This window comes from Actinoplanes hulinensis (assembly GCF_019429605.1).
Classification (GTDB): Bacteria; Actinomycetota; Actinomycetes; order Mycobacteriales; family Micromonosporaceae; genus Actinoplanes; species Actinoplanes campanulatus.
This window is the reverse complement of the sequence record NZ_JAHXZI010000013.1, coordinates 18,694-34,316: the sequence shown is the minus strand read 5'-3', so window position 1 is coordinate 34,316 and position 15,623 is coordinate 18,694. Positions and strand designations below refer to the sequence as shown.

Sequence of the window (15,623 nt, the reverse complement as noted above, 5' to 3'; positions counted from 1 at the left end):
GGACTCAGCCCTTCACGGCGCCGGCGGACATGCCGGCGACCAGGTTGCGCTGGATGAGCAGGAAGAACACGATCACCGGTACGGAGAAGAGCACCGAAGCGGCCATCTGCGCGCCGAAGTCGGTGCCGGTGTGCGGGTTGGTGAACGAGGCCAGCCAGACCGGCAGCGTGTAGCGGCTCTCGTCCTGCATGAACGTGTAGGCGATCAGGTAGTCGTTCCACGCGGCGATGAACGCGAAGATGCCGGTGGCGATCACGCCCGGCGCGACCAGCGGGAACAGAACGCTGACCAGGATCCGCCAGGTGCCCGCGCCGTCGATCTGGGCGGCCTCCTCCACCTCGGCCGGGATGGCGACGAAGAAGCCTCGCATCACCCAGATCGAGAACGGCAGCACGGTCGCCACGTAGGCGAGGATCAGGGCGAGGTACGTGCCGAGCAGGTCGAGGCTGTTGAACATGGTGAACAGCGGGATGAGCATGGCGGTGGCCGGAAGCATCTGCACCGCCAGGATCACGACCATGACCGCCCGGCGGCCGGGGAACCGGAACCTCGACAGCGCGGCCGCCGCGAAGATGCCGAGCACGATGGACGCCAGCACGGTCGCCGCGACCACGACGACACTGTTGCGGAGATTCGTCAGGAACTGCGGTTGGGTGACGGCGGCGGTGAAGTTGTTCAGGGTCGGCTCGTGCGGCCAGAAGTGCGGGGTCGGCGTCATCACCTCGGGGCGCGGTTTGAGGGCGGTGTTGACCATCCAGTAGACCGGGAAGAGCCACACCAGGCAGAAGACGGCGGCGACGGCGTTCTTCAAAGGTCCTCGCCCGCTCTCAGGAGGTTACGGATGTAGACGGCGGTCAGGGCGAGCAGCAACACGGTGGTCACCACCGAGATGGCGGCGCCGTGTCCGATCTGGAAACCGACAAAGGCTGTTTTGTACGTGTAGACGCCCAGTGTCGACGTGGCGTCACCGGGGCCGCCCCGGGAGATCAGCCAGATCTGGTTGAACACGTTGTAGTCCCAGATCACCGACAGGAGGGTCACCAGCAGCAGGGTCGGGCGCAGGAAGTTCAGCACCACGATCCGGTAGACGGCGAACTCGCTCGCGCCGTCGAGGCGGGCCGCCTCCTTGTACTCGTGCGGGACCTGGGTCTCGGCCGCGTACAGGGTGAGGGCGATGAACGGCACCGCCTGCCAGACGATCAACAACCAGATCGAGACGTACGCCAGTGCCGGGTCCTGTGCCCAGTTCAGGCTGGTGGTGTCGCCGAAGATCCGGAGCTGGGCGAGCATCCAGTTGGCTACGCCGTACCCGGGCTGGAAGAGCCAGTTCCAGACCAGCGACGACGCCACGGTGGGCATCGCCCAGGCGACGATCAGGACGACGGTCACCGTGTAGCGCCATGCTCGGCCCAGGCGGGTCAGCAGGTGGGAGACACCCATGCCGATCAGTACGCTGCCGGCCACCATCGCCGCGGTGAACAGCACGGTCCGGACGAGTGAGGCCCAGAACGCCGGGCTTTCGAGCAGTTCGGCGTACTGGTCGGCGCCGACGAAGGTGTAGACGCCGGTGAACAGGGTGCGCTGGTTGTAGCTGGTGAACGAGGTGAAGACCAGGAAGCCGATCGGTGCGAGCGTCACCACGGCCAGGACCAGGCCCGCCGGGCTGAGCAGCCACAGCGGGGCCAGGTCCCTACGGTCGAGCCGTGCGGTCACTGACCGGTGGCCAGGGTGGTTTCGAGGTGGGCGTCGAACTCCTTGCCGGCGGCCTCGGGGGTCTCGGCGCCGGAGGCGACGGCGGAGAACACCTGGTTGATGCTCTTGTCGCCCTCGATGGTGGGCCACTGGGCGGCGGCGGGGGTGGCCTTCGAGGACAGGGCGCCGCCGAAGAAGCCCTGCTGCTGTTCGGTGAGGCCCTTGGCCTGGGCGGCCTGGATGCCCTCGGTGCTGTTCGGGATCCAGCCGTCGGTGCCGAAGACGAACTCGTCCTGCACGGCCGGGCTCGCGGCGATCTTCACCCATTGCAGGGCCAGGTCGTGGGCGTCGCTCTTGGCGGCGATGCCCCAGTCGGAGCCGCCGAGCATGACCGGCTGGGTCTTTCCGGAGGTGCCGGGGAACGGGAAGGTGCCGATGTCCTCGCTCTTGATGGCCGGGTTGGCCTTCTGGATCAGGCCGATCGAGCCGCTGGTGGCCAGGATGGCGGAGGTCTTGCCGTCGGCGAACAGCTGCGTCTGGTCGGGCGTGATGGTGTCCAGGGTCCGGGACGCGGGCGTGGAGTAGGTGTTCTGGAAGGTCTTGAACTCGGTCAGGCCTTTCTGCCCGGCCGGGGTGGAGAAGCCGCCCTTCCAGGTGCCGCCCTCGTGGGTGGCGATCTCGCCGCCCGCGTCCCAGAGGAATTGCAGGCCGGCGAACCAGTACTGGCCGGGCAGGTAGAACGGGGCGAAGTCGGCGGCCGGGTTCCCGGACTTGATCTTGTCGAGGGCGGCGGCGAGTTCGGCGTACGTCTTCGGCACGGCCGTGATGCCGGCGGCGGCCCACGTCTTCTTGTTGTAGATGACCGCCCGCGCTCCGGCGAAGCCCGGCGCCGCGTAGAGCGCGCCGTCGACCGTGGCCGGATCCTCCAGACCGGCCAGCCAGGTCCGGCCCTGCTTCAGATCGTTCTGGTACGGGGTGAGGTCGAGCAGTCCGCCGTTGGCCGCGAAGCCGGGCACCTGCGTGTTGCCGAGGTCGAGGATGTCCGGTGTGCCGGTGGTCGACAGCGCCGTACTGATCTTGGTGGTGATGCCTTCCCACTGCTGGATCTGGAGGTCCACCGAGGCCCCCGTGGCCTCGGTGAACTTCTTGTTGATCGCCTGGAGGGTGGTGTCGGTGTAGTCACCGTCCATCACCCACACGGTGATCGTCCTGCCTTCGCCGCGGACAGCCGGGACGCCCTGCGGCGATCCGTCCGAGCCGTTGTTCCCGCCGCCGCCGGAACAGGCGGCCAGGCTCAGCACGGTGGCGACGGCGACGGCGATCCTTCTATGTGACATGTGCGCTCCTCATCAGGGGTTCTGCCTGCGCGGCCGCCGTCGCGTGGGCGACTTCTCGGGGAGGCGGTGGGCCTCGACCGCGCGGACGGTGAGTTCGAGGGCTTCGGCGGTGCGCTCGTAGGTGCGCTGGGCGACGGCCACGTAGATCAGGTCGAGGATCAGCAGCTGGGAGTGCACCGAGGAGAGAGCCGCCAGGCGGAAGGTGGTCTCCTGCACGACCGTGGAGAAGACGACGTCGGCCACCTCGGCCAGCGGTGAACGGCTGAAACTGGTGACCGCCACGGTGAGCGCGCCGTGGTCGGCGGCCTCGGCGAGGGTCTCGATGACCTCCCGGGTGCGGCCGGAGTGCGACAGCCCGATCGCCACGTCACCCGGCCCCAGCAGGGCGGCGTTGGTCAGCGCGGTGTGCGAGTCGGTGCGGTGCCACACCGGTACGCGGATGCGCTCCAGCCGGAACGCCATCTCCCGCGCCGACGTGCCGCTGCTGCCCAGGCCGAAGATCTCCACCCGGCCGGCGGCGGCGATGGCGCCGGCGACCCGTTCGACGGCGGCCACGTCGATGCCGGCCGCGGTGTCCTGGATGGCCCGGGTGTCGGCCGCGGTGACGACCCCGAGCACGTCGGTGAGCGCGTCGCCGGGGGCGATGTCGCCGCTGATGTCGGTGTCCCACCGGGCCTGCTCGGCCCGGCCGGTCTCGGTGGCGACGGCCACGCGCAGGTTGGCGTAGCCACGGAACCCGAGCGTCCGGCTGAACCGGGTCACCGTCGCCGTCGAGGTCCCGGAACGCTCGGCCAGGTCGACGATGCTCAGGTGGGCGGTCGTCTCCGGGTCGGCCAGGATCGTCTCGGCGATCCTGGCGAGCGCCTCGGGCATGCCGGGTCCCTCGATACGCAGTCGTCCGAGCAGTCCGCCGCTCTCACCCGTCACGTCGGTCATCCTTTTCATCGATTGCTGTTGCCGATGAAAATTACGACCACCGAGAGGGCTAGTCAATAACTGTTGCCTATGTTTCGATTTCCGCCATGGAGCTGGTGGCAGGAGTCGACGCGGGCGGCACCTCGTCACGCGCCGTGGTCGCGACCGTCCACGGCGAGATCGTCGGCCGTGGACGGGCCGGGCCCGGCAACCCGCTGGCCCACGGGCCGGAACGGGCCGCCGCCGAGGTCGCCGCCGCCGTCCGGCAAGCGCTCGGCGGGCGCTCCCCCGCACTCGTCCGGGCCGCCACGCTCGGCATCGCGGGACCCGCGGCGGCCTGCGCCTTCGGGGCGGCGCTCGGCATCGGCGGGCCGGTCACCGTGGCCGGCGACGCGGTCACCGCGTTCGCCTCCGGCACAGCCGCGCCGGGCGGGGCGGTGCTCATCGCGGGGACCGGCGCGATCGCTGCCGCGATCAAGGACGATCAGGTGGTACGGACGAGCGACGGGCTCGGCTGGCTGCTCGGTGACGAGGGATCCGGGCGGTGGCTGGGGCTGCGGGCGGTCCGCGTCGCCGTGCGGAACTGGGACACGCCGTTCGCCGCGCTGATCGCCGCGCGAGCCGGAGTGGGCAGCGCCGACGACCTGGTCTACTGGGCGCAGGCGCTGCCGTTCCCCGCGATCGACGGGCTCGCGCCGGTCGTGTGCGCGGCCGCCCGCGACGACGACCCGCACGCCACGGCCATCGTCAGGGAGGCCGTCGGCTGTCTCGTGCGCACCCTCGACGACCTGGCCGAACCGGGGCCCGTCGTGCTCGCGGGCGGACTGCTGGCGGCGGGCACACCCGTACGAGACGGGGTCCTGAAGGTCTTGTCGGAACGCGGGCGGAAGCCGCGGACGAGCCTGGACCCGGCAGCCGGCGCGGCGTGGCTGGCCGCCCGGCCGCTCAGTCCCCTGAATCCGGCCGACCTGCACCGTGCCATGCTCGGCGGTGTCGCATAGGGTAGGCGGCCTGATGTCTCTCTACAGCACCCAGCGCCTGCAGTCGTTCCGCATGATCGTCACCGGTGGTGGCACCGGCGGGCACACCTACCCTGCCCTCACCACGATCAATACCCTCCAGGCCCGCCTCGCCGAAACCGGCACCGCACCCGAGCTGCTCTGGGTCGGGGTCGCCGACGGCCTCGAAGCCAGGATCGCGGAGCGTAACGGGATCCCTTTCAAAGCCGTCACCACCGGCAAACTGCGGCGCTCACCGAACCCGCGTGAGCTGGCCCGCAACGTCGTCGACGCGTTCCGGATCCCGCTCGGCATCCTCCAGGCCGTGTTCACCGTCGCCCGCACCAGGCCCGCCGTGGTGTTCAGCACCGGCGGGTACGTGTCGGTGCCGATCGGGCTCGCCGCGCGCTGCCTGCGGGTGCCCTACCTCATGCACGAGCAGACCCTCGCGCTCGGGCTGGCCAACCGGATCCTGGCCCGGTTCGCCAACCGGATCCTGCTCAGCCACGAGGCGTCCCTCGAACACCTGCCGGAGTCGGCCCGGCAGCGGGCCGTGGTCACCGGCAACCCGGTGCGCTCGGCCATGCTCCAGGGCGATCCGGCGAAAGGCCTCGCGGCGTACGGGCTGGACCCGGCCCTCCCGGTCGTGCTCGTCACCGGCGGCGCGACCGGCGCCCAGCAGGTCAACCGGATGCTCATCGGAGCGCTGGCCGACCTGCTGCCGCACTGCCAGATCGTGCACCAGTGCGGCAGTCACGGGTACGCGGAGATGCAGGAGGCCGCCGGGCAACTGCCGCCGCACCTGGTGCAGCGCTACCGGCTCGTCGAGTTCATCCACGAGGAGCTGCCCGACGTGATCGCCGCCGCGACCGTGGTGGTGGCCCGCAGCGGCGCCGGGACGGTCGCCGAACTGACCGCCCTCGGCAAGGTCTGCGTGCTCATTCCGTACCCGCAGTCGGCCGGGGACGAGCAGCGCATCACCGCCCGGCATCTGGCCGCACAGGGCGCGGCCGTGATGCTCGACGGTGACTCGGCCGTGCCGCGGCGGCTGCACGCCGAGGTCGTCGGGCTGCTCGCCGACCCGCACCGGCGGGCCGCCATGGCTCAGGCGGCGGCGGCACACGGAAAGCCGGGCGCCGCCCAGCACGTGGTCACCGAGATCCTCACCGTGGCCGCCAACGGAGGTCGCTGACCGATTGAGAGTACGGCTGAACGCGGCCTAATGTTGCGGGCGTGCCTGGATCATCGTTGACCGCCGTCGTCCGTCCCGCCGTCGATGCCGATGTGGCCCGCATCGCCGCGATCTGCTCCAGCGGGTATCGGGACGCCTACCGTGAGCTGCTGCCCGACGGTTACATCGAGCGCAGCGTCGTCGAGTTCTACAGCAGGGAGCGGGTGGCGAAGGAGATCGCGCCCGCGCCGCCGGGGTGGTTCGGTTATCAGGTCGTCGAAGAGGACGGCCTGGTGCTGGGGGTGGCCGGCGGCGGGATGACCGGTCCGGCGGCCGGCGAGCTGTCCCGGGTCTATCTGGACGCCGCGGTGCGGGAGGGTGAGCTGGGCACGCTGCTGCTGGACCGGGTCACCGAGCAGATCGGGGCCGCGGGTGGCACCGAGCTGTGGGTGTCGGTGTTCCTCGGGGACCGGGCCGGGATCGGGTTCTACCGGGCTCGCGGCTTCCAGCCGGTGGAGACGGTGCGGGCCGCCCTGTCCCGGGTCGACGACCACATCTCCAGCCTGCGGATGTGCCGCAGGCTGGAGTGACATGGTCACGGGGTGGGGAAGTCCTCCTCCGGTCTGCCCTCCATGTAGTCGGCGAGCGTCTCGTACACCGCCGGGTTGACGATGCTGTGCGACATCCGGTCGGTGTGGCCGGCCCAGTCCGGGTTGGCCAGGTAGCCGGCCACCACCAGGGAGCGGGTGCCGACCACCAGGGCGGCGGTCTTGTCGTTGTCGGTGGTGCCGGTCTTGCCGAAGACCGGGTGGCCGACCACGTCGCGCACCTGCGGGGCCGTCGCGCCGGCGCAGTCGCCGAGCTGGGCCCGGTCGCCGACCGGGCAGCGGGCCGCGTCGAGCGCCTTGCGGGCCACCTCCTTGGTGGTCGCCGTGGTGCAGTCCGGCTGACCGGCGCCGATCTCGGTGCCGTCGGCGGTGGTGATGCTCTCGATCGGCGTGGGCGTGCAGTACTTCCCGTCGGCGGCCAGGGTGGCGTAGGCGCTCGCGATGTCCAGTGGGGTGGAGGCCGAGACGCCGAGGGTGAAGGCGCCCCACTCGTGGGCCTGGCCGGGGTCGTTCGCCCGGTTGGCGTCGTCGCCGTCGCGGAACTGCACGCCGAAGCGCTTGGCCACGTCGACCACCTTCTCCGCGCCGATCTCCTCCTGGAGCGGGACGAAGTAGGTGTTCACCGACCTACCGAACGCGGTCCACATGGTGAAGTTGCCGGACTCGCGGGAGGAGGCGTTGCCGGGGCAGTAGTAGCCGTCGCACGACTCCGATGAGGAGTCCAGGTAGCCGGACTTGTAGCGCTGCGGCGAGTAGATGGTGGTGTCCAGCTCCCTGCCGGTCTCCAGTGCGGCCACCATGGTGAACATCTTGAACACCGAGCCGGCCTGGTAGCCGGGGACGTCCGCGCTGCCGGTGATGATCGGGTTGGTGGTGTTCGGGTAGGTGCCGCGGATGCCCTTGCCCGCCAGGTCCGGGTTCGAGGACAGCTCGTTGCGGGGGTCGTCGGCGTCGTCGATCCCGTACTTGCGGTTGGCGGCCAGCGCCCGGACCGCGCCGGTGCCGGGCTCGACGGCGGCCAGCATCAGCGCGTTCCTGTTGTCGTCGCTCTGCCGGTCGGTGATCTCCTTGCGGGCGTCCGACTGGGCGTCCAGATCCAGGGTGGTGACGATGCGGTAGCCGCCGTTCTTGAGCAGGCGCTCCCGGTCGTACGAGGTCTCGCCGAAGGCGCTCTGGCTCAGCCACCACCGGTAGAAGTAGTCGCAGAAGAAGCCCCAGTGGTTCTTCGCCACCGACACGCAGCCCCGCGACGGGCGGGTCGCGGTCTTCGGCACCTTCACCTTCTTGGCGGCGGTGGCCTCGGCCGCGGTGATCTGGTCGAGGTCCCGCATGTTGTCGATGATGTAGTCGCGCCGCTCCAGCGCCTGCGGGTAGCCGGTGGCGGTGGTCGGGTCGAACGCGGTCGGGGCCTTCACCATGCCGGCCAGCAGCGCCGACTCGGCCACCGACAGGTTCGCCGGGGACTTGCCGAAGTAGACCTGGCCGGCGGCGCTGATGCCGTACGCGCCGTTGCCGAACGGCGCCATGTTCAGGTAGCGCTCCAGGATCTCCTGTTTGGTGAGCTCCTTCTCGACCTGGACCGCGTACTTCATCTCGGACACCTTGCGCTGCACGGTGTCCTTGGTGGCGTCGACGACCTGCTGCGGGTCGGTCGCCGAGTAGGCCAGCGCCATCCGCACGTACTGCATCGTCAGGGTGGAGGCGCCCTGCTTGCCGCCGCCCTGGTTGTTGTTGACGAAGGCCCGTGCCACACCCTTGAGGTCGACGCCCCGGTGCTCGAAGAACTTGTGGTCCTCGGCGGCCACGATGGCGTCCTGCATGTTCTGCGAGACCTTCGCCAGGGGCACGTCGCTGCGGAACTCGTCGTACATCAGCGCGATCTGGGTCTTACCGTCGGACGCGTAGACCCTTGTCACCTGGGGTGACGCCTGCTCGATCAACTCGGTCGGGAGCTCCTGCAGCTCCTCGGACCCGACCTTGGCGGCCAGGCCGGCCATCGCGACGGCCGGGAAGGCTGCGGAGGCCACGGCGAGGCCCGCGAGCAGGCCACACATGCCGAGCACGCCGGCGCTGCGGATGGTCCGATGTTCACCGAGAGGCTTGCCAGTCACTCTGACCAGGTTAACCAGCGAGATCGCAAGCTACACCGTTCGCGAGTTTCGTCACACCAGGTAACCCAGAGGTTTGACCCACGGCTCCGCCGAATCCGGGGGTGTGGTTTTCCGCAGGAGCGGCGGTGTGGAACGGTCCGTCCAGGTCGGAGGGCCGGCCTCATGGTCGCCGGGCCCGCGGATTCATAGCGTCGGGGCATGACTTTCGGTGACCTGGAAAATGGTGTCGTCGGCCTGGTGGAGACCCTCGGCGCGCCCGGGGCGGGCCTCGCGGTGGCCCTGGAGAACCTGTTTCCGCCCATTCCCAGTGAGGTGATCCTGCCGTTGGCCGGGTTCGCGGCCGGGCAGGGGCGGATGAGCCTGCCCGCGGCGATCCTCTGGACGACGCTCGGCTCGGTGGCCGGCGCCCTCGCGCTCTACCGGGTGGGCGCCCTGCTCGGGCGGGACCGGTTGCGCGCGATCGTCGAGCGGCTGCCGCTCGTGAAGGTGGAGGACTTCGACCGGACCGAGGCGTGGTTCGCGCGGCACGGGGCGAAGGCGGTGTTCCTCGGGCGGATGATCCCGATCTTCCGCAGCCTCATCTCGGTCCCGGCCGGGGTGGAGCGCATGCCGGTGGGCCGCTTCCTGCTGTACACGACGGCGGGCAGCGCGATCTGGAACGTCGTGTTCGTGCTGGCCGGCTACCAGCTCGGGGAGAACTGGCATCGTGTCGAGGAGTACGCGGGGCTCCTCCAGAAGGCCGTCATCGTCGTGTGCGCGATCGCCGCCGCGATCTTCGTGGCACTCCGGCTGCGGCGGATCCGGCGCGAGCGGGCGGTGAGGCCGGCGACCGGCCCGGCGGGTTCCGGCGAGCGTGGCACTGTATACCGGACCGCGCGCCGGCCGGGCGAGCGCTGACTCCGAGGGGGACGGATGTCGATCGCCGTGCTGCGGAAGTGGGCGCGAGTGCCGGCCGCGGTCACCGCCGGGGCCTTCACCGGGCTCGCGGAGCTGATCTTCCTGCTGGTCACCGCCCTGACGTTGGGCCTGGTCGCGGTCGCGCCGGCCGCGCGTCGCCGAGTGGCCGCGGCGTCCGCCGGGGCGGCGCGGTGGATCGCCGGCCGGGAACGGCGCCGGCTGGCGTGGGCCGCCGGCGAACCCGCTCCCCCACCCCTGCCGCCGGCCGGGCCGCGGGTGTTCGGCTATCTCGCGGCCCGGGCCCTGCCCGCCCTTCTCGGCGGCCTCGTCACCGCCCTGCTGGTCACCGGCGTGGCGCTCGCCGGGATCGTGGTCCGCTCGGTCCTGGCCGGGACCATGACCGTGCCGCAACTGCTGGGTCAGGTGCTGCTCGGCCTCGCCCTGCTCACGCTCAACCTCCAGGGCTTCGTCACGGTGGCCGGGCTCGACGCCCGGCTGGCCCGGACGTTTCTCGAGTCGAGCACCCGCGAGGAGCTGGAACGGCGGATCGGCGAGCTGGCGGCCAGCCGGGCCGAGGTGGTCGCGGCCGTCGACGTCGAGCGGCAGCGCATCGAACGCGACCTGCACGACGGGTTGCAGCAGCGGCTCGTCGCGCTCGGCATGCTGCTCGGCCGGGCCCGCCGCGGCGCCGACCCGGAGCGGACACGGATGCTGCTGGACCAGGCGCACGCCGACGCCCAGCGGGCCGTCGAGGAGATGCGCGAGGTGGCGTGGCGGGTGTACCCGTCGGCGCTGGCGCACAGCTCCCTCGACGAGGTGCTGGCCATGGTGGCGCAGCGGTCCGCCGTACCGGTGCGGATCGACTTCGCGCCGCACCCCCGACCGGGCCGGCCGGTCGAGACCGCGCTCTACTTCGTGGCGTGCGAGGCCGTGACCAACACCGCCAAGCACGCCGCGGCTACCGTGATCACCATCGCGGTCGGGCCGAGCGCCACGGGGGTGGAGATGGTGATAGCCGACGACGGGGTGGGCGGCGCCGACCCGGACGGCTCCGGCCTGCACGGGCTCGCCCGCCGGGTCGCCGCCCTGGACGGCCGCTTCGAGGTGCGCAGCCCGCCCGGCGAGGGCACCACGATCCGGGTGGAGCTGCCGTGCGGATAGTCCTCGCCGAAGACTCCACACTCCTACGGGAGGGCCTGGTCCGGCTGCTGGCCGAGGAGGGGTACGACGTGGTGGCCGCGGTCGCCGACGCCGACCGGCTGCTGGCGGCGGTCGCCGAGCACCGGCCCGGCATGGTGGTCACCGACGTCCGGATGCCGCCGGGCGGCACCGACGACGGACTGCGGGCCGCCGTCGAGATCCGCCGCCGATGGCCGGGCACCGCCGTCGTGGTGCTGTCCCAGTACGTCGAGAAGCGGTATGCCGCGCACCTGCTGGCCGACCGTTCCGACGGCGTCGGCTACCTGCTCAAGGACCGGGTGGCGCACGTCGGCGATTTCCTCGACGCGCTGGAACGGGTCGCGGGCGGGGCCACCGCGCTCGACCCGGAGGTGGTCCAGCAGTTGATGTCCACGACCACACACGGCGACCCGCTGCGCGCCCTCACCCCACGCGAGCGGGAGGTGCTGCACGAGATGGCGCAGGGCCACACGAACGCGTCCGTCGCGGCCCGGCTGCACATCTCGCAGAGCGCCGTCGAGAAGCACGTGAACACCATCTTCGACCGGCTCGGCCTGTCCCACGTCACCGGCTACAGCCGCCGTGTGCTGGCCATCCTGCGCTACCTCGGCGCGGGCTGAGGGGTCCTGCTCCGCCTTGCATTCGGTCACCCGGTGGGTGGGCGCACACGGTGACGGTGTCGTGGTCGCTCACGTGGCCCATAGCCGTGGTGGATCGCCGAAACCCGTCGAGGGTACGCGGAGCGGCGCGCCCGTCACGGCCGCCGGCTGACGTTCAGCCCGCCGCTGGTTTGCGGGCCAGAAGGCGGTAGCAGTTGCCGCCGGAGGTGGGCGCGATCGCGGCGCCCAGCAGCCGGTCCGCCACGGCGGCGAGGACCAGGGCTGGACCGGTCACGCACCAGGCCACGGCGTGCCGGGCGCGGATCAGGCGGGTCGCGGGCCGCGGCGCCCACGGCCGGTTCGGGTCGGGAAAGTGGCTGTTCACCCAGAGCAGGACCGCGGCGGACAGATCGCACGGCTGGTGGGCCCGGCCGGTGTCGGTGGCGACCACGGTCAGGCCCCGGGCGGTGATCGCCTCGACGAGCCGGGGCAGCGAGATGAGGTTCAGGTGCTGTGGCTGGAAGTACGGCATCCACAGGCTGCGCAACAGGCGTGCCGGGCCGAACCGCGGGTTCGGGACCTCGATGAGCAGGTGGCCGCCGGGTGGCAGGGCACGGGCCGCGGCCTCGATCTCGGCCCGCGGATCGAGCGTGTGCTCCAGGTAGTGGTGCATGCTGATGACGTCGTAGCGGCCGGTGAGACCGTCCGCAGACTCGGGGAACATGCCCTGGTGGGCGGTGTCGATCCAGCCGCGGCGCTGGGCCTCCAGGACGCCGTCGCCCATGTCGAGGCCGTCGAACACGGTGCCGGGGAGCTCGGGCGCCGCGTACCGGCAGAAGTGGCCCCAACCGGTGCCGACGTCCAGCCACCCGCGCGGGCTGGTGTGGGCGCGGACCATGTCGACCCGGCCACGGTAGGAGTCGACGTGGCCGGCCAGGAGCTTCTCGGCGGCGGACTGGCCCAGTCCGTCGTAGACGTCACGGTAGTAGAACTCCAGGCCGGCGGCGTTCAGCCGGGGGTTCTGGAAGATGTGCCCGCAGTCTGCGCACCGGTCGAGCGAGAAGGAACCGGGCTTGCCCACCATCCGGTCCGGGGAGGTGAGACGGCGCCGCAGGCTGGTGCCGCCGCACCAGGGACAGTCGTCACGGCGGGGCTCGAAGAAGCGGCCGGTTCCGTCGGCCAGGTCCCGGGCATAGGCGGTCCGGGCGTGGGCCCGGCGTTCGTCCATCTCCCGGTCGTACGGTGACCGCCACGTTCCCCGGGCGCAGCGCCACCAGCGCAGCGGATCGCGGACCGGGCGCAGCCAGGCGGCCCGGGCGCGGTCGGCCGGGCGCAGGGCGGTGCCGGCCGTCACCAGGTAGGGCTGGGCGGCGTAGGCGGCCAGGGCGAGCAGTCCCCACGCCGGGTCGAGGACGATCGCGGTGGCCAGCAGCAGGTAGCCGTACAGGCGGACGGCCAGGGTGGCGTGCACCGACGTGGTGGAGGCGCGCAGCCGGGCGGGGAACGTCGCCGGGCCGGCGGGAACGGCGGTGACCGCCGGGGTCACGACCAGCCCTACGTCGGCCGCGGCGTACTTCTTGAGCCGGTCGGTGATCCGGATCATGGTGGCCGGATCGTGGCCCCCGCCGGCTTCCACACCGGCCCGGGCCGCCAGGGCCGCGTCGACCAGCAGGGCCTGACCGGCGCCGCGGCCGGGCGCCAGCGGATCGGTCCGGTAGGTGGCCGGGTCGACCTGGCGGACCAGGGTGAACGCTTCGGACATCGGCAGGTCGGCGGGGACCAGGTCCAGTACGGCGAGGCCCTCCCCCTCCGCGTGGGCCACGGCCTCCCGGTGGGTCCGCTCGTCGACGGTGACCCCGGCGGCGGTGATCAGGATGAAGCGGTCGGTCCCGTCCTCCGGCGCGTCGCCCCCGTCGGACCGGGCGTCCGGCTCCCGCACCGCCGGAACGTAGATGGCCTCGCCGGCCGTGACACCGGATGAGGCGGACACTGTGACCGGATTCCGGGCGGGCTTGGCCGGCACCACTACCGGATTCCGGGCGGGGACCGGGGAGAGGGCCGGGATGGCGCGGAGGCGGGCGCGCAGGCGCAGCCCGTCCAGCAGCAGGACGGCGGCCGCGACGGCGGCGGGCAGCATCGACCCGTTCAACGGGTGGCCTCCGGGATCAGAGTCGTGGAACGTGCGAGAGATTCCAGGTGGGTGACCGCCTCGTCCGCGCCACCGGCGGCGTGGAAGGCCGTACGGATCCGGGCCGCCGCGTGGGCGTACCCCGGATCGTTGTGGATCGTGTCGACGGCCGCGCCGATGTGGGCGGCGGTGGCGTGCGCGAAGCGCAGCCGGACACCCGCGCCGGCGCTCACCACCTGGCCGGCGACGATGGTCTGGTCGTCGCGGATCGGGGCCACCACCAGCGGCCGGCCGTGCCACAGCGACTCGGTGACGGTGTTGTGCCCGGCGTGACAGATCACCAGGCCGGCCCGTTCCAGGACGGCCTGCTGCGGCACCCACGGCGTCACGTGGACGTGGCCGGGGCACGGCCCGACCACCCGGCCGGGGTCGGCGATCACCGCGTGCAGGCCGGGACGCGCGGCCAGGGCCTCGGCGCAGGCCCGCAGGAAGCGGGCCCCGGTCTCGGTGGACTGGGTGCCGAGCGTGACCAGGACCAGCGGCCGGCGGGTGGGCCAGGGCGGGGTCCAGGCGCCGGGGTCGTCCTGCGGGGCCGGGCCGACCCAGCGCACCGAGGCCGGCGCGGCGGTGGCGGGGCCGGTGAGCTCCGGGATGGTGAACGCCAGGATCAGGTGCGGTGACAGGCGTGGGTCGGCGACCGCCCGCGGGTGGGCGACCGCGGCGAAGCAGCCGGACAGCCAGTCGTGCAGGGCGGGCGGGTACGGGTCGAGCAGTTCCGCCGACGTGGAGGCGGAGGTGGCCCAGGGCAGTCCGGCCTCGGCGGCCGCGTAGGCGCCGGCCCACGCCTGCTGGTCGGCGACGACGACGTCGGGGCGGTGCCGGGTGATCGCGGCGCGGAGCCCGGGCAGCATCGCGGTCGCCAGCGGCAGCAGGAAGTCCTCGACGAGGAACCGCAGCGCGGCGAGCCCGCGCAGGCCGGGTTCGCGGGCGCCGACGGTGAAGGACGCCGGGACACAGTCGTGGACCTCGGCGGTGGGCCCGAGACGTTCCCGCAGCCACGGGCCCATCCCGGCCCACACCACGTGGTGGCCGCGGGCGGCGAGGCGGGCGGCGACCGGCCGCAACGGGGTGAGGTGGCCGGTCAGCGGCGGCACCACGAACAGGAAACGGCTCACGGCGTCACGGCCCCGGCGAGGGCGTCCCGGCGGGCGGCCAGCCACGGCAGCACGGCGGCGGCCACCTCCTGCGGCGCGAAGGCGAGCAGCTGGTGGTGCTGGCCGGGCACCACCACGACGTCGCACGGCGGCAGCAGGCCGACGATGCTGTCCAGACGGGAGTGCAGGCGGGAATCGCCACCGACGATCAGCAGCAGCGGGCATCGCAGCCAGCCGTCCGGATAGACGTCGACCAGACCGGTACGGTCGATGACGTCCTCGACGAGGGTGGTCGCGACGGCGAGTTCGCGCGCCCTGCTGGTGAGCCGCCGGGCCATGGCGGGCACGAGAGCCCCGAGTTCGGCCCGCGCGATCTCCTCGGCGTCGGAGAGGTGAGCGGACAGTTCGCGCAGTCCGTCGGTGGCACGGTCGGCCCACGCCACGGTCGGCGGCTCGGATTCGATGACGATCAGGGAGGCGACACCGTCCGGGAAGCGGTGGGCGTACCGGAAGGCGACGGTGCCGCCCCAGGAGAAGCCGATCAGGTGCACCGGGCCGGCGACGCCGAGTTCCGCCAGCAGTCCGGTGAGGTCGTCGGTGGCGTCGTCCACCCGGTACCCCCGCGGTGGTCGTTCGCTGCGGCCGTGGCCGCGCAGGTCGTAGGCGATGACGTCGAACCCGAGGCCGGCGATCGCCGCCGCGATGCTGAAGTAGTAGCTGGCCATCGTGTCGAGCAGGCCGTGGATGAGGACCAGTGGCGGCGCGCCGGGATCGGGCGACGGCATCCGCTGGACGTGCAGGCGTACCCCGTTGGTGGTGATGTGGGCCATCGGC

General features: G+C 72.1%; 14 protein-coding genes. 6 read left to right on the top strand and 8 right to left on the bottom strand.

What is annotated here, in order from left to right; genetic code table 11:
* Positions 1–4: 4 nt before the first annotated feature.
* The 4 genes from KZ829_RS24220 to KZ829_RS24205 are packed head-to-tail and all read right to left on the bottom strand — an operon-like array spanning position 5 to position 3,965.
* The gene (locus KZ829_RS24220; protein ID WP_246636188.1) at positions 5–811 is read right to left on the bottom strand and encodes a carbohydrate ABC transporter permease; all 807 of its coding nucleotides are present in this window, start codon (positions 809–811) and stop codon (positions 5–7) included.
* Positions 808–1,713: a carbohydrate ABC transporter permease gene (locus tag KZ829_RS24215; protein WP_220146212.1), complete on the bottom strand. Its 906-nt coding sequence runs from the start codon at positions 1,711–1,713 to the stop codon at positions 808–810. Before KZ829_RS24215 ends, KZ829_RS24220 begins: the two co-directional genes overlap by 4 nt.
* Entirely contained in the window at positions 1,710–3,029 is a 1,320-nt protein-coding gene (locus KZ829_RS24210) for an extracellular solute-binding protein (protein WP_220146211.1), read from the bottom strand. Before KZ829_RS24210 ends, KZ829_RS24215 begins: the two co-directional genes overlap by 4 nt.
* 12 nt (positions 3,030–3,041) lie before the next feature.
* Positions 3,042–3,965 (bottom strand): MurR/RpiR family transcriptional regulator, encoded by a 924-nt coding sequence (locus KZ829_RS24205; protein WP_246636187.1) that lies wholly within the window; start codon positions 3,963–3,965, stop codon positions 3,042–3,044.
* A gap of 86 nt (positions 3,966–4,051) precedes the next feature.
* Here KZ829_RS24205 and KZ829_RS24200 point away from each other — a divergent pair, with 86 nt between their 5' ends.
* Genes KZ829_RS24200 through KZ829_RS24190 form a run of 3 tightly spaced genes read left to right on the top strand, consistent with a single transcriptional unit; the run spans position 4,052 to position 6,703 of the window.
* The gene (locus KZ829_RS24200) at positions 4,052–4,945 is read left to right on the top strand and encodes an N-acetylglucosamine kinase (protein ID WP_220146209.1); all 894 of its coding nucleotides are present in this window, start codon (positions 4,052–4,054) and stop codon (positions 4,943–4,945) included.
* A 13-nt stretch (positions 4,946–4,958) separates the two neighbouring features.
* A complete protein-coding gene (locus tag KZ829_RS24195) occupies positions 4,959–6,134 on the top strand; it encodes a UDP-N-acetylglucosamine--N-acetylmuramyl-(pentapeptide) pyrophosphoryl-undecaprenol N-acetylglucosamine transferase (protein ID WP_220146208.1) in 1,176 nt (391 codons plus the stop codon).
* A 56-nt stretch (positions 6,135–6,190) separates the two neighbouring features.
* Positions 6,191–6,703, top strand: a complete 513-nt coding sequence (locus KZ829_RS24190) for a GNAT family N-acetyltransferase (RefSeq protein ID WP_220146207.1) — start codon at positions 6,191–6,193, stop codon at positions 6,701–6,703.
* Positions 6,704–6,708: 5 nt separating this feature from the next.
* On the opposite strand, the gene KZ829_RS24185 is transcribed toward KZ829_RS24190, so the two are convergent.
* Positions 6,709–8,775: a transglycosylase domain-containing protein gene (locus KZ829_RS24185; protein ID WP_220146385.1), complete on the bottom strand. Its 2,067-nt coding sequence runs from the start codon at positions 8,773–8,775 to the stop codon at positions 6,709–6,711.
* A 255-nt stretch (positions 8,776–9,030) separates the two neighbouring features.
* Here KZ829_RS24185 and KZ829_RS24180 point away from each other — a divergent pair, with 255 nt between their 5' ends.
* From KZ829_RS24180 to KZ829_RS24170, 3 genes are read left to right on the top strand one after another with little or no spacing between them, the layout of a single operon-like run.
* Positions 9,031–9,729: a DedA family protein gene (locus tag KZ829_RS24180; RefSeq protein ID WP_220146206.1), complete on the top strand. Its 699-nt coding sequence runs from the start codon at positions 9,031–9,033 to the stop codon at positions 9,727–9,729.
* A gap of 15 nt (positions 9,730–9,744) precedes the next feature.
* Positions 9,745–10,890: a sensor histidine kinase gene (locus tag KZ829_RS24175; protein WP_220146205.1), complete on the top strand. Its 1,146-nt coding sequence runs from the start codon at positions 9,745–9,747 to the stop codon at positions 10,888–10,890.
* Positions 10,881–11,528: a response regulator gene (locus tag KZ829_RS24170; RefSeq protein ID WP_220146204.1), complete on the top strand. Its 648-nt coding sequence runs from the start codon at positions 10,881–10,883 to the stop codon at positions 11,526–11,528. The genes KZ829_RS24175 and KZ829_RS24170 overlap by 10 nt, the downstream gene beginning before the upstream one ends.
* 154 nt (positions 11,529–11,682) lie before the next feature.
* On the opposite strand, the gene KZ829_RS24165 is transcribed toward KZ829_RS24170, so the two are convergent.
* From KZ829_RS24165 to KZ829_RS24155, 3 genes are read right to left on the bottom strand one after another with little or no spacing between them, the layout of a single operon-like run.
* Positions 11,683–13,656 (bottom strand): class I SAM-dependent methyltransferase, encoded by a 1,974-nt coding sequence (locus KZ829_RS24165; protein ID WP_220146203.1) that lies wholly within the window; start codon positions 13,654–13,656, stop codon positions 11,683–11,685.
* Positions 13,653–14,810 (bottom strand): glycosyltransferase, encoded by a 1,158-nt coding sequence (locus tag KZ829_RS24160; protein WP_220146202.1) that lies wholly within the window; start codon positions 14,808–14,810, stop codon positions 13,653–13,655. Before KZ829_RS24160 ends, KZ829_RS24165 begins: the two co-directional genes overlap by 4 nt.
* The gene (locus KZ829_RS24155; RefSeq protein ID WP_220146201.1) at positions 14,807–15,619 is read right to left on the bottom strand and encodes an alpha/beta fold hydrolase; all 813 of its coding nucleotides are present in this window, start codon (positions 15,617–15,619) and stop codon (positions 14,807–14,809) included. Before KZ829_RS24155 ends, KZ829_RS24160 begins: the two co-directional genes overlap by 4 nt.
* Positions 15,620–15,623: the final 4 nt, after the last annotated feature.